The sequence below is a fragment of the Pseudoalteromonas sp. DY56-GL79 genome, assembly GCF_041414765.1.
Taxonomy (GTDB): Bacteria; Pseudomonadota; Gammaproteobacteria; order Enterobacterales; family Alteromonadaceae; genus Pseudoalteromonas; species Pseudoalteromonas piscicida.
On the sequence record NZ_JANHZS010000018.1, the window covers coordinates 98,860 to 114,057 of the forward strand.

At 39.5% G+C, this 15,198-nt stretch carries 11 protein-coding genes; all 11 read left to right on the forward strand.

Annotated features, from left to right (window positions below; genetic code table 11):
- The first annotated feature begins 7 nt into the window (after window positions 1-7).
- The 11 genes from NO992_RS14355 (at window position 8) to NO992_RS14405 (ending at window position 15,197) form a co-directional block, all read left to right on the forward strand.
- Window positions 8-1,147, forward strand: a complete 1,140-nt coding sequence (locus NO992_RS14355) for a LegC family aminotransferase (protein ID WP_371378238.1) — start codon at window positions 8-10, stop codon at window positions 1,145-1,147.
- A 183-nt stretch (window positions 1,148-1,330) separates the two neighbouring features.
- A complete protein-coding gene (locus NO992_RS14360; RefSeq protein ID WP_371378241.1) occupies window positions 1,331-2,788 on the forward strand; it encodes a glycosyltransferase in 1,458 nt (485 codons plus the stop codon).
- Window positions 2,785-3,840: an N-acetylneuraminate synthase family protein gene (locus NO992_RS14365; protein ID WP_371378244.1), complete on the forward strand. Its 1,056-nt coding sequence runs from the start codon at window positions 2,785-2,787 to the stop codon at window positions 3,838-3,840. The genes NO992_RS14360 and NO992_RS14365 overlap by 4 nt, the downstream gene beginning before the upstream one ends.
- Window positions 3,840-4,520: a cytidylyltransferase domain-containing protein gene (locus NO992_RS14370; protein ID WP_371378247.1), complete on the forward strand. Its 681-nt coding sequence runs from the start codon at window positions 3,840-3,842 to the stop codon at window positions 4,518-4,520. Before NO992_RS14365 ends, NO992_RS14370 begins: the two co-directional genes overlap by 1 nt.
- The gene (locus NO992_RS14375) at window positions 4,513-5,529 is read left to right on the forward strand and encodes a nucleotidyltransferase family protein (RefSeq protein WP_371378249.1); all 1,017 of its coding nucleotides are present in this window, start codon (window positions 4,513-4,515) and stop codon (window positions 5,527-5,529) included. The genes NO992_RS14370 and NO992_RS14375 overlap by 8 nt, the downstream gene beginning before the upstream one ends.
- A 55-nt stretch (window positions 5,530-5,584) precedes the next feature.
- Window positions 5,585-6,706 (forward strand): hypothetical protein, encoded by a 1,122-nt coding sequence (locus NO992_RS14380; protein ID WP_371378251.1) that lies wholly within the window; start codon window positions 5,585-5,587, stop codon window positions 6,704-6,706.
- A 21-nt stretch (window positions 6,707-6,727) separates the two neighbouring features.
- The gene (locus tag NO992_RS14385) at window positions 6,728-8,098 is read left to right on the forward strand and encodes a hypothetical protein (protein WP_371378254.1); all 1,371 of its coding nucleotides are present in this window, start codon (window positions 6,728-6,730) and stop codon (window positions 8,096-8,098) included.
- Window positions 8,099-8,109: 11 nt separating this feature from the next.
- Window positions 8,110-9,342: a hypothetical protein gene (locus NO992_RS14390; protein WP_371378256.1), complete on the forward strand. Its 1,233-nt coding sequence runs from the start codon at window positions 8,110-8,112 to the stop codon at window positions 9,340-9,342.
- Between the two features lies 1 nt (window position 9,343).
- Window positions 9,344-11,236, forward strand: a complete 1,893-nt coding sequence (asnB, locus tag NO992_RS14395; RefSeq protein ID WP_371378259.1) for an asparagine synthase (glutamine-hydrolyzing) — start codon at window positions 9,344-9,346, stop codon at window positions 11,234-11,236.
- Window positions 11,237-11,244: 8 nt separating this feature from the next.
- Window positions 11,245-13,383: a bi-domain-containing oxidoreductase gene (locus NO992_RS14400; protein ID WP_371378262.1), complete on the forward strand. Its 2,139-nt coding sequence runs from the start codon at window positions 11,245-11,247 to the stop codon at window positions 13,381-13,383.
- A complete protein-coding gene (locus tag NO992_RS14405) occupies window positions 13,383-15,197 on the forward strand; it encodes a heparinase II/III-family protein (protein WP_371378265.1) in 1,815 nt (604 codons plus the stop codon). The genes NO992_RS14400 and NO992_RS14405 overlap by 1 nt, the downstream gene beginning before the upstream one ends.
- Window position 15,198: the final 1 nt, after the last annotated feature.

Here is a 15,198-nt window from a genome sequence, read left to right on the forward strand (position 1 = left end):
AAATGTGATGAATTCTACACAGTTTATTAAGTTCGTACGTGATGTGTACTCGACTAATGAATTTATTCCTCTTCATGCGCCTAGTTTCAATGGCAATGAAAGCAAGTATGTTCAGGAGACCATCAGCAGTACATTTGTCTCGAGTGTTGGAAAGTTTGTTGATGAATTTGAGCAACGCATAGAAGCTTACACACAGAGTGAAAAAGCGATTGCTACGGTAAATGGCACTGCCGCTCTGCACACTGCATTGTATATGGCTGGTGTGACTAGGGGAGACTTGGTCGTCACTCAAGCGCTAACGTTTGTTGCAACGTGCAGTGCGCTCCATCACATGGGAGCAGAGCCTGTTTTCATCGATATTTCACCAGTTAGTTTAGGGCTGTGCCCTAAAGCTCTAGAAGAGTATTTGTCAGAAAATGCACGGCTAACTGACCAAGGTTGTATACATAATAAAACGGGCCAACGTATTAGCGCAGTAGTGCCGATGCATACCTTTGGACATCCTGTGCAGATAGATGAGCTTGTGACGGTATGTAATAAATGGCAGATCAAGTTGGTCGAAGATGCAGCAGAAAGCCTTGGTTCATTTTATAAAGGCCATCATACTGGCACTATTGGAGATTTTGGTGCGCTTAGTTTTAATGGCAATAAGATCATTACTACCGGAGGTGGAGGCGTTGTATTGTGTAAAGATGCCCAATCTGGGGCACGTACAAAACACATAACGACCACGGCAAAAGTACCACATCCTTATGAGTTTTATCATGACGAAGCGGGTTTTAACTATCGAATGCCGAACATCAATGCGGCACTCGGTTGTGCTCAAATGGAAGTCCTTGAAGTGTATATAAAGAAAAAGCGAGCGTTAGCAACACGTTATCAGGCGCTGTTTGCGGGCACTGAGTATCAATTTGTAACAGAGCCTGATTATGCCACTTCAAACTACTGGTTAAATGCCGTAATTTGTCCTGATAAGGAAGCGAGAGAGAGGTTTTTGCAAGAAACTAACAGCCAAGGCGTGATGACAAGGCCTGTATGGCAGTTAATGCATCGCTTACCTATGTATCGTGATTCACTGCGAGGTTGCTTAGAAGTGTCAGAACGACTTGAGGCGCGGTTAGTTAATTTACCAAGTAGTCCGATTTGATGGTGTTGCTATGATTGTGTGTCATAAAGGGTTGAGCGATATAACTGCATTTGGATATGAGCTATGAAAACAATGTATACTTTAGCCACTTTTACGGATGATGTGATACTTAAGCGTAAAAGTACAATGCTAAAATATATGGCGGTGAGTTGCCAAACAAACTGGCATATATAAGGGTAAGGAATGGGTTGCGAACAAAAAGCTCAATCACAAGAGTTAAAACCTATCATCCTTATTGGAGGTGGAGGGCATTGCCGCTCATGTATTGATGTGATTGAAGCACAGGGTGTTTATCATATTGTTGGCATTCTTGATGTCGCGGATAATGTTGGGACTAAGGTTTCTGGTTACAGTGTCGTCGGTACTGATGAAGATATAGATAAATATATTTCCCAGAACTGCTATTTCATGATTACGGTTGGGCAAATTGAAAGCTCTGCGGTGCGTGAGAAGATATACTCAAAGCTACAACGTCAAAAAGCGAAGCTCGCAACAGTGATTTCGCCCCTAGCATATGTTTCGCAACATGCTTCAATTGATGAGGGAAGTATTGTCATGCACGGTGCGATAGTCAATAGCCATGCGAAAATTAGGCGTAATTGCATCATTAATTCCCGAGCATTAATTGAGCATGATGCCGAAGTGCGAGAACATTGTCACATTTCAACGGGTGCATTGATAAATGGCACAGCGCTTGTTAATCGAGGAAGCTTCTGTGGCAGTGGGAGCATAGTTGTTCATGATAGTATTGTTCCTGTTAATTCTTTTATTAAAGCAGGCACTCGCTTTAGTAGGAAAAATAGCTCTAAGACAGCATTCCTTACCACATTTTTCCCTGTAGAAGAGCGCTTTGTCAAAGACTATATGGACTCATTGGTGAGCCAGACATATAAAGATTTCGATCTAGTGATAGTTAATGATGGTTATGGTGATATAGCAGGATTGATAGAAAAATACTCGGAACTAAATATAATCGAGTTACCCAGTGCGGGTGGAATTGCTAATAATAGAGCATCATTGATTAATTTTTCAATTTTAAATAAGTATAAATATGTGGTTTTTGGAGATGTGGATGACTACTTCTCTAATAATCGAATTGAGTTGTCAATAAAATCATTAGACGAGTTCGATATTTTAGTTAATGACTTTTCTACTTTTGATAGTGAAAGAATTGTTGAAGATTATTACTTGTCAAACAGATTGAATGATAATGATGTGATATGTGCTGAAGATGTACTGGAAAAAAATGTACTAGGCTTTTCTAATACTGCAGTTAATCTTAGTAAAATTAACAATGTTTACTTTGACTTCAATGAAGAATTAATCGCTGTGGATTGGTACTTTTTCTCATGTCTTCTTTTGATGGGACTAAGGGCTAAGTTTACAAGCAATACGCAGACATATTATAGACAGCATGATAATAATGCGGTTGGTATTAATAAAGATGATCATGAAGAGTTAAAGAGAATATTAACTGTAAAGAAACTACATTACCGAGAAATGAGAAAGCACAGCGATGAATATAACGCTCTATACGAGAATGCGCTTATGCTTGATGGTAAAAACTTAAATAACCTTGTTGGAACTATAGCCTACCCATTATGGTGGGAAAAACTAAAGGTACAGGAACTATATAAATGAAATTAACGCCAAAATTTGAAATTAATAACTTTAAAAAGCCTTATATCATTGCTGAGCTTGGGTCAAACCATAATGGTAATATGGAATTGGCCAAAAAGCTTATTATTGAAGCGAAAGAAGCTGGTGCTGACTGCGTTAAATTTCAGAGTTGGTCAAAAGACTCAATATTTTCACGCAAAAAATATGATGATAACTACTTTATAGCTGATGACTATAGAGAACGAAGTGACTACACCCTAGAAAAAATCGTAGAAGAGTATTCAATATCTGAGCAAGAGTTATTGGATATGAAAGTCTTTGCTGATGAACTGGGAATTGATTGTACTTCAACGCCATTTAATAAGGCAGAGGCGGATTTTTTGGTTGAGCAATTAGATAGCCCATTTATTAAAGTTGCGTCAATGGATCTTAATAATATCCCTTTTCTACAGTACCTTGCTAAAAAGCAAAAACCGATGGTGATTTCAACGGGTTTAAGCGAGCTGTATGAAATAGATCGAGCAGTCAAAGCGATTGAAGCTGAAGGGAATAGCAATATTGCTATCTTGCACTGTGTGGCAACATACCCTCCAGTTGATACCGATGTGAACCTGAACAATATCAAAACGCTTATGGCTGCATACCCAGATTATTGTATCGGTTTCTCAGATCACACTATTGGTACTGAAATTCCATTGGCTGCAGTGAGTATAGGTGCAAGCATCATTGAGAAGCACTTTACGCTTGATAAGAATATGGAAGGCTGGGATCACAAAGTGTCCGCTACAAAAGACGAAATGGAAGCGATTGTGAGTGGGTCGAAACGTATTATAGATGCACTTGGCAGCTACAGAATAACAGCAAATGAAACGGACGAGAAAAAGGTCGAATTCAGAAGAAGTATCGTGCTAACGCGCGCATTAAAAGCTGGCGAAGCTATTACATCGGCTGATATCGACTACAAGAGACCGGGTGTAGGTCTTAAGCCTGAAATGACAGACTTTATTGTTGGTATGAAGGTGAACAAAGATCTTGAATTTGACCACATCCTGCAAAAGGAAGATTTGCTGTAATGATAGCGATTATTCCCGCTAGGGGGGGCTCAAAAGGGCTCCCTAGAAAAAATATTCGTCTTCTAAATGGTAAGCCAATGATTGCTTATACAATAGAAGCTGCGTTAGCGTCGGAACATATATCAAAAGTGATCGTCTCAACTGACGATGTTGAGATTTACAACATTGGACTAGAGTCTGGTGCAGAAGATACGTTCTTACGCCCCAGTGAACTCGCGCAAGATGATTCTCGTGCCATTGATAACTATCTGTATACTTTAGAGCGCTTAGGTCGAGAATATAACTGTAATATAGACAGTTTTATTGTGCTTCAGCCTACATCACCTTTAAGAAGCACCAAAGACATAGACGAAGCAATTCAGTTATTTAAAAACAAAAATGCAGATTCAGTCATAAGTTACTGTGAAGAGTCACACCCTATTTTCTGGCACAAATACCTTAAAGATGATGGGAGATTGGAAAACATTTTTCCTGACAATATTGATAACCGGCAAGCTCTGAAACCTAGTTATTACCCAAATGGTGCAATATTTATTTTCACTCACAGTCTATTGCTGGAAGGGAAGTACTACAGTGATAATACGTTCGCATACTTAATGCCAAGAAGTCGCTCTGTAGATATTGATACTATAGATGATTTTATGTACGCGGAGTATTTAATGGGGAGAGACAATGCCTGATAATATACTAAAAATCTCTGATGGTATGACCTTTAATGAAGCGATTGAATTACTTGATGGTAATGGTAATGGTGTGCTTCCGGTCGTTGATGATAAAGGAGAGGTGTATGGTATCATTACTGATGGTGATATTCGCAAAGCGATTATCAAGAATAGCTTGAATCTTGAAAGTGTCATCAACAGAAGCCCAAAACTTTTGAATGTTAACTCGACACACAGTGAGAGAGTGCAGTTCTTAAAAAGTATAAAAAGGCGTCATGTACCACTTGTAGATAATGACAACAAGTTTATTAGAATATTTACGCTTGATGAAGTTGAATTTAACACTCAGTCAAACTGGGTGGTCATTATGGCTGGTGGTTTAGGTAGTCGTTTGGGGGAGCTAACGAAAGACACTCCTAAGCCGATGCTCAAAGTGAAAGGAAAACCTATTCTTGAGAAAATAATTGAGAACTTTAAAGAGCAAGGGTTTATTAATTTCTATCTGGCAGTCAATTATAAAAAGGAAGTGATCAAAGAGTACTTCAAATCTGGAGATGGGCATGGTGTCAACATCCGTTATCTTGAAGAAAACTGCCGTTTAGGTACTGCAGGAGCGCTGTCTCTGATAGAAGAGCAGATGGAAGAGCCATTGATTGTCATCAATGGCGATGTACTGAGCGCGATTGACTACAAAGATATGCTTCAATTTCATATCAAGAACCAATCGGTGGCGACCATGTGCGTCAAAGAATACGAGCATGTAGTGCCTTATGGAGTAATAGAAACAGACGATGCACGCATTACGGGCTTAAGTGAAAAGCCTAGAATTGCATTCAACATTAATAGCGGCATCTATGTTATATCACCACAGATACTGGGCTATATTCCTCAATCTAGTTTTTACGATATGCCTACGCTTTTTAGCGACCTTGTTCGCGAAGAGCAAGTAACGACCGCCTACAAGTCTATGGGTTACTGGATAGATTTAGGTAGACCAGATGACTTAGTGCAAGCGAACGAAGAATAAAGCGAACGGTATCGTGTTAAAAACAATATTGGGCCGATATTTACTATTTAGTGTAATGGGCTTAGAAGCATTGATAATGCCTTACTTTTTGCCTAAACAAACGTATGGTGAAGTTGAGTTTTATAAGTTTTCTGCTTTTTTTGCACAGTTTCTGTTGATTGGCGCTGGCACAGGGTATGTCGTTCGATTTATGGAAAAGTATGATGCTTACATGGCTAAGTTTAAGCTAGACTTTATCAGTTTAGGCTTGGTACATGCTCTCGCTTCCGGTTTGTTGATCTCTGCATTTTATGATTGGCAAGCAGGGCTGCTCGCTATGTTAGCGGTGTTTGCGCTAGTCATAGAGTCCATTATGAAAGCAAATGAAGACTATTTAGCTGCGATGAGCTTTAAACCACTTTTATCTGTGATATTACTAGCGTTATTGCCAGCATTCTTTTACTTTGAAATAAGTGTCTACTCATACTTAATTATTTCTTTTTTAGCGTCATTTATCATTTTTACCACGTGTTTTGCGCTTCTCAATAAAGATATTAAAGGGAACACATTAGCTACGTCATCACTTGATTCATATATAAGCTGTATTAAGAAAGGATTTTTAATGCACTTATCAACGGCTGTTATATATGCATTTTTCTATTTTGATCGTCTTTTTTTGAAGGAAAACTCTCCAGAGCTGTTAGCTGATTACTCATTATCTTTTGCGATAATGCAACTGACTATCGTGGCGATAACGACATTTTCATATGTTAACTTGGTAGAGTTTGGTAAGAGTTCAAATGATCTAGATGAAATGGCAAAGAAAATCCGGTTATCTTTAATGCGATGTTTCGCATTTTATATGGTGATTGGATCGGTGAGCATTATTTTTTCATATTTTGCAGAGATCTTTTATGGCTATGAACATGTGTTTGAAACAACATTTATTATGGTCGCTCTATTTGGGCTTGCAAATGTGTTGAACTCTCTTAACTCTGCTCATGCATATTTGAAAAGTAATAGGATTATGTTTGTGTTGTTAGCACTCTTCTTCTGTATTTCTTTCAGCAGTAACTACTGGTTTAATTTTGAAGGGACTGCTGGTTACTATAATTTGATGCTAAAAACATACCTATGCTTTTTAGGCTTTTCGATATCATCTTCAATGTACATATTTTATAGACTGAAAAGCAAATAACACGATATTTTTGGGAAATTAATGAAAGATTTATTGATATACTGCTACGTGAGGCCTTGGAATTTTAAACAATTCTCGCTACTAGCAAATGAAATATGGCCAGAGAATGCAAATATAGTGTTTGTGAGTGAGCATCAGGGTGTAGATCATTCGCAACTGAATCATCGTTATTACCAGAACTTAAAAGCGACCTCATTAGATACTGCAAACATAGATGTCATTTTGAGTGAAGAAAGGAAAGCCGAGATTGTACTCAGGTGTCGGCTATTAAGAGTGATGAGTGACTCTGAAGCTAGAAAGCATCTAAATGCCATGGCTGTTGCAATCCATTCAGGCTTTAAAGAGGGAGTCCCAGATTACTTTTTAAGCTTAACGGTTGATTCTTATATTCTTGATTTATATGATAATTTCTGTGATTACTTTTCAGTAAAAAAGATTTTTTTGGTACCAACATTCGTAAATGGCCACTTTAGAGTGACGAGTAAAGGTGAGGGCACAATTAATTCACAGAGCTCACAAGAACTGGCTGATGAACTAAGAACAACGTTACTTAATCCATTGTACGTACCTTCATTCAACACTAAATCAACGAAGTCACCAGTTAAATATATTCTAAAGCGTTGGTTATCTAATTTACTAAGGGTGCCTTACTTTTTCATCAAGCGTTATTTATCACACGATAAGTTCAATTATCATTATTGGTCATCTCAAGTGGTCTCACAGTTAAACTTTAATTATTTACCAAAACTTAGCTTTGGTGACCCTGCGTGGGAAGAGTGCTTAAAAGAAAGGCAAAAGCCGTCTATTTATATTCCGTTACAAATGGTACCTGAATGCACAGTTGACTACTGGGTTAATGATGTCGCGTATGCAGACTACTACAATGTGATTGATAAGTTTATAGATACTTACTCGGCTGATTTTAATATTATTATTAAGGAGCACCCATCAATTTTAGGCTCAAGGCCGATAGGTTTCTACAAGAACATGGAGTTGAGAAAGGACGTAACGATTGTTCCTACCTATACACCTTCTAATTATGTCATTGAAAAAGCTGATTCAATTCTTGTGTTAACGGGAACGGTGGGTTTTGAAGCTGCACTTAGAGGAAAAGCAGTTTTTTCATTTGCGGAACCTTATTACAAATATGGTCGTTTTATACACACCATTAGTTTGGATACCCCTGCTGAATATTTAAATGAGCAAATACGTAAAGCAAATGAAAGCCCTGTTACGAGTGCAGAGCAAGATGAGTTGTTAGAACATCTGTGTACTCAATTGTATAAAGGACGCTTTTTAAATGACGGCACGTGGGATGAAAATAATCCTGAGCATAGACATGATACTCTGACTATGGCGCAGTCTTTAAAGGCTTCTTTTGGTCAGAAGTGAGATTAATCTGTATGCCTGAAAATCGCATTTCATCAATAGAGAGATATTATACCTTTGTAACCAAGTTAGTGTTAGCTTGGTTCATTATATTGCCCTTATTTAGTCTACTTCGTTTGGCTGCGCCTGGCCTAGGCTTAGACCTACATTTTATAGCAAGCTTTGCAAATATAATCATATTTGGCATTTTTATCATTGCTTCCTGTGTAGTGTTTTTAGATTTTATTTTTTTAAAAAAGGTTGATCTCACACACATTTTGGCTTTTTTCTTTTTGTTCTATGGTGTGTTTGTCGGTCTACTCCACAATGGCTTTACTAGTGAGTTTTTTAAACACTTTTATCTGGTTATTTTCTCAGTCATTTTTTTTACTATAGGTCTAAAATCATTCTCGTTTTGGTCATTGGAGAAGCTAAGATCTTTCACTACGGTGTCGTTTGGTAGCAATGTTCTTTCAGTTGTTCTGTTTGCTATATTGTCTACTGTTATCTTTATTTACCCAGGTTATGGAACACAAGGTGCAGCCTATGTATTGATGTATTACTTAGCCACAGGTCAAAGGTTAATGTCTTTTCTTTGTGTGGTGGTGATTGTTTCCCAAGGTAAGAGAAGTATTTTGTTTTCAGCTTTATTATGTATGGTGTTTTTCTGGGTAAGTCAAAAGATTAGATCGAGAATTGCTTTACCTTTGTCGATTTTTGCATCTGCTTTCTTTGTTTCAATATTTTTGTACTTTATTGAGGCGTTCAATCTTTATACATTATCAGGTATGTCGAGAATTCGTTACATCAATCCATTTTCTGCCAGTTTTGATGTGTATATGGGTTCTAGCGGAAGGGTTGACGAAATATTGTCACTTTTCAATTCTTTCAAAGATAACGCGGTTAAGTATGTTACTGGCTTAGGTGTAGGGTTCTCCTATGAGTGGACTTTATCCTACAACGAGGAACATACTGAAGCGAAGTCTTATCTGCATAGTACACCAATAATGGCATTCATATTGTTTGGCCCATTAATAACGACAGTTATTTATGCGTACTTTTTGTCAGTGATAGGCGGGATATTATCGAAGAGTTATAAGCCAGGTATTGCTCAAGAAGAATATTGGAACTTCTTAGCATTATCTTCTTTATTCTTTTTAATTTCTGGCTTCTTTTCATTAAATGCATTGTCTGACCCACTTGGATGGATATTGCTCGGGTTAAGTTGCGCTTTGTACAAGCGCTTTAAAATAGGTAAAAGTGATTAATATGTGCGGTATTCTAGGTTACTCATCCGCAGAGGACTTTTCTAATTACATGGAGAGCGCTCTAGCTACTATTCAAAATAGAGGACCAGATCACCAAAGCTGGCAAAAAGTCAGCGATGACACGGTGTTTGGCCATACGCGATTAAGTATCATTGATTTGTCTGAAAATAGTAATCAACCTCTTTGGGATGCAAACAAGCGCGCTTGTATAGTTTTTAATGGCGAAATTTATAACTATAAAAAGCTCAAAAGTAAATTGATAGGCTTAGGGGCAACCTTCAACTCTGAAGGAGATGGGGAAGTTATCCTAAATAGTTTTCTCTACCTAGGTGAGAGTTGGCTTGATGAGTTGGAAGGGATTTTTTCTTTTGCACTATACAGTGTTGTTGATGACAGCATACTTTTAGTTAGAGACCCTTATGGCGTTAAGCCGCTCTATTATACACAAACCGACAACGGTATTTTCTTTGCGAGCGAGATTAAAGCGCTATTAAAATTTCCTTGTATAGACAAAGCACTAAACTATGATGCGATATGGAGAAGCATTGTATTTCTTTGGTCGCCAGGAGAGAGCACGCTATTAGAGTCGGTAAAAAAGCTTGAACCAGGTACTTTGCTAAAAATTAAATCTAATAAAGTGATTAGCAAGGTTAAATATTGGAATTGGCCGTTGAAAGAAGCAATTAACCTCTCAGAGAAAGAGCATATTTCTTCAGTGACCAACGCATTGAAAGAAAGTGTTGAATCGCAGTTAGTGTCAGATGTTCCTGTCGGATCTTTTTTATCAGGTGGGGTAGATTCAAGCTTGATTGTGTCTATGGCCAATGAAAGTCTAAAAGACTCTCTGACATGCTTTACTATCGACTCAGCTAATGAAGGAAACGATGGCTTTGTGGATGATCTGCCCTATGCTAAAAAAGTCGCAGAGCTTTTGGGTGTTCCGTTAAATGTTGTGCAGTCTCAACCTGATATCGTCAATGATCTTCATAAGATGGTTTATACACTGGATGAGCCACAAGCCGATCCCGCACCGTTATCTGTACTGGCAATTTCAAAACAAGCAAAAGAGAAAGGGGTTAAGGTATTATTATCGGGGGCGGGTGGTGATGACTTATTCACAGGATATCGCCGACATAAGGCTTTGCAATTAGAGAAGTTTTGGTCTTGGTTGCCGAAACCACTGCGCACAGCTTTACAATCGCAAGCGCGTAAAATACCTAAGTCGAACCCTAATCTAAGACGTTTCTCTAAAGCATTTTCTTATGCTGGATTGGACGCGAATGAAAGACTCTTATCATATTTTTATTGGATTGACCCACAAGTAGTGAAATCACTATTTTCTGAGAAAGTGAGAACTCGTTTGTCCGATAATCCGATGGATTTCATATTAAACAAGTTAGATGATATGACCACGGCTACCCCGATAGAGAAAATGTTGTTTTTGGATAAGAACTACTTCCTCATTGATCATAACTTTAATTATACAGATAAAATGAGCATGGCTTGTGGCGTAGAAGTTCGAGTGCCATTTCTAGATAAAAGAGTCGTTGCAGCGGCCGCAAATATCCCTGATCCATTGAAACAAAAAAATGGCGTCGGGAAGTACATTTTAAAGAAATCAGCGGAACAGTATCTGCCAAAGTCGATTATATATCGTTCTAAATCCGGCTTTGGTGCTCCATTGCGCTCTTGGCTTAACAATGAACTCAAAGGTCTAGTAGATGAATCGTTAGCGAAAGAAAAAATTACGCAACGCGGTATTTTTGATGCAGACGCAGTTTGGTCCTTAATTGAGGCAGATCGTTCAGGCAAGCAAGATTATAGCTACCCAATCTTTTCGCTACTGTGTATTGAAGCTTGGTTTAAAATATTTATCGATAATGACGTTGAGTAGAGGATCTAATGAAGCAAATACTTCAAGACATGTCTAAAGGAGGATCTACGATTGTTGAAGCTCCCGCACCCCATGCAACAAAGAATCATGTGGTAATCAACACCACAACAACACTCATTTCAGCGGGCACTGAACGAATGTTGGTTGATTTTGGCAAGGCGAATTTAATTGATAAAGCTCGAGCACAACCAGACAAAGTGAAAATGGTGCTTGAAAAAGTGAAAACAGATGGCCTCATGACAACGGTAGAGGCGGTGAAATCTAAGTTGGCACAGCCCTTACCACTTGGCTATTGCAATGTGGGCCAAGTGCAGAGTGTTGGCAAAGGGGCTGACGCTTTTAAAGTTGGTGATCGGGTTATATCAAACGGGCCTCATGCGGATGTTGTTCGCGTTAGTAAAAATTTAGTGGCAAAAATTCCTAGTAATGTATCTGATGAAGAAGCCGCATTTACTGTTGTTGCGAGCATAGGTTTGCAAGGCATTCGGTTGGCGAACCCAACAATGGGTGAGTGCTTTGTTGTCACAGGAGTTGGCTTAATTGGCTTGCTTACCGTACAGATGTTGCGCGCTCAGGGCTGCCGTGTTTTAGCGATAGACTATGATCAAGCGAAACTTGATTTGGCGAAACAGTTTGGCGCAGAAATTTGTAACCCAGGTATGGGTGAAGACCCTGTTGCAGTCGGTAATGTTTTCAGTCGAGGGGTAGGTGTTGATGGCGTTATTATTACCGCTTCTACAAAATCTAATGACCCTGTTACTCATGCAGCGAGAATGAGTAGAAAAAGAGGCCGTATTATCCTTGTGGGGGTTACAGGCTTGGAATTGAGTCGTGTAGACTTTTATGAAAAGGAGCTGACCTTTCAGGTGTCATGCTCATACGGTCCAGGCCGCTATGATCCCAGTTACGAAGAACAGGGAAATGATTATCCTCTGGCGTTTGTTCGCTGGACAGAGCAGCGCAATTTTGAAGCAATTTTAGATATGATGTCTGGTGGCTTGTTAAATGTTAAGCCTTTAATTACACATCGCTTCATGTTTGAAAGTGCGGAAAAAGCTTATGAACTGCTAACAACAGACAAGAGCGCTCTTGGTATTTTACTTCAGTTTGAATCAGATAGACGCAGCAGACACGAAACAACGGTACAACTGAGCGCGGTTAAAGAATATCAAGCATCAGATCCTGTCGTCGGGTTTATAGGAGCAGGGAATTACGCCTCTCGCATGTTAATTCCGGCATTTAAGGCCGCAGGTGCGCAATTTCACAGCATCGCGACCTCTGGTGGGATCAACGGTGTCATACATGGAGAAAAAGCGGGTTTTTCTGAAGCTACGACTGATACGCAAGCAATGATCGATAATCCAAGTATCAATACGATTGCTATCGTGACCCGTCACAATAGCCACGCACACTTTGTCCAACAAGCGCTCAAAGCTGGTAAACATGTTTTTGTTGAAAAACCGCTTGCTATAACTCATCAAGAGTTAGATGAAGTTAAAGCAACATATGAAGCTGTATGTGCAACTGGTCTAGCGCCTAAATTGATGGTTGGCTTTAATCGCCGCTTCTCTCCTCATGTACAAAGAATGAAACAGCTCTTGGCCCCCATTAAAGAGCCCAAATCGTTTATCATGACGATGAATGCGGGAAGCATTCCTGCAGAACATTGGACACAAGACAGTTCAATAGGTGGTGGTCGTATCATTGGTGAGGCATGTCATTTTATTGATTTGATGCGCTATTTGGCTGACAGCGAGATTGTATCTGTACAGGCTCGTTGTATGGGAGAAACAGACTCTGTGGCTGTCGTCTCTGACAAAGCGGCCATTATACTCGGGTTTGCAGATGGCTCTTTTGGCACTATTCATTACCTAGCTAATGGAGCCACCAACTTCCCGAAAGAACGGATTGAGGTGTTTGCGGCAGGTGGCACATTGCAGCTGGATAACTTTAGGAAGCTGAAAGGGTTCGGTTGGAAAGGCTTTAAAAACCTAAACTTATGGAAACAAGATAAAGGTCAAACCGCGTGTTCTGCTGCGTTTGTTGATGCGATTAGACAAAGTAAGCCATCGCCAATTTCTGCCGAGCAGCTTTTTGAAGTTGCGAAAGTGACGATAGATATTGCGGAACAGCTGAGAAAACAGTAATGAGTTTAGTGAAAGCTAAAACGGCATTAGCGCTAGGAGTTCAAAACCTAGCGCGCATATTTTTTTATAGGCTGGGAGTTAAGTCAGGATTAAACCCTGTAAAAGCCATTAGAAGTGAGCTAGCAGAAGGTCCATTCTTCTCAGCAAACTATGAGACTGATGAACACCTAGCTGGAAATACCAACTGGTTGAAAAAACACTGCTTCTTTGGGCTTGAGTCCACGGTGTCGGGATTACCTAATTGGCATAAAAACTGCCTCACTGGACAAGTAGCACCAAATGATAAACCATGGTTTGCTATCAGTGATTTTGATGCCGAAATTGGAGATATTAAAGGAGTATGGGAATCATCGCGTTTTGATTGGGTCATTAGTTTGTCACAGAAGGCTCATCAGGGTGATAGTGATGCACTTGCAACACTAAATACATGGCTGGAAGATTGGTGTTGTAGTAACCCATTCTACAATGGTGTTAACTGGAAATGTGGACAAGAAGCGTCATTTCGCGTCATTCATCTAGCCGTAGCTGCGGTCATTTTGCAACAAGCGAACAAAACTCAACCTGCACTGTTAAGTTTTATAAAGGCACACTTAAAACGCATATCTCCAACGATCATGTATGCAGTTGCGCAAGATAATAACCACGCGACAACTGAGGCAGCAGCTCTTTTTATTGGTGGATCTTGGCTGTCCTTAAATGGCGATGTGGATGGACGGCAGTGGCAAGAACAGGGGCGAAAGTGGCTTGAAAACCGAGCTAAAAGGTTGATAGAAAATGATGGTAGCTTTAGTCAGTACTCAGTTACCTATCATCGATTGATGCTCGATACGTATAGCGTGGTAGAAGTTTGGAGAAGCGCTCAAAACTTGGCAAAGTTTTCATCTGAGTGTTACAAAAAGCTTGCTGCGGCAACTATCTGGCTTTACACCTTTACTGATACGGATACTGGTGATGCGCCTAATTTAGGTTCAAACGATGGTGCTAAGCTTCTTCCATTAGCAAATACAGATTACCGAGATTTTCGACCGAGCGTACAGTTGGCTGCTGCTTTATTCTGTAATGCTACCGCATACACCAAAGACAGAGATTATAACTTACCACTGCGATGGCTGAAGATATCGCCACCATCTCAATATCTTGGTGACAAAGATTCCAGAGATTTTGGGGATGGTGGATATTGTTACCTCAATAGTTCGGACCTGCAAGTTTACTTGCGTTATCCAAGTTATAGATTCCGTCCCTGTCAGTGTGATGCGTTACATGTAGACATTTGGCTAAATGAAGTCAACTTGATTCGTGATGGCGGTACTTTTAGTTATAACGCAGGTTCGCATTACATCGATTATTATGGTGGGGTCAAAAGTCATAGCACTGTGGAATTTGATCAACATGAGCAGATGCCTAGGTTGAGTCGTTTTCTGTTAGGTGATTGGCTTAAAACCAACTTTAAAAAGCCGTTTACACGGGCCCAAGGCTTACAAAGCTTTGCTGCTGGTTACACGGATCGGTTTGGATGTACTCACAGGCGGTTTTTGCAACTAGGTGATGGTATGTTGCGGATCACGGACGAGGTTTCAGGATTTCAAGACAAAGCATGTCTTAGATTCAGACTTGCTCCAATGGAGTGGAAGCTAATTGGTGAAAAACTGGTGTCAGGTCTATGTACAATCACTTTTAGTGCCAATGTAGAAATAAAGAGAGTTGATTTAGTTCAAGGTAAAGAGTCGAGATATTATTATCGTGAAAATGACCTTCTAGTATTGGAAATCGACGTACACGAAGCGGGTAGAATTACAACGGAAATACATTATTAAT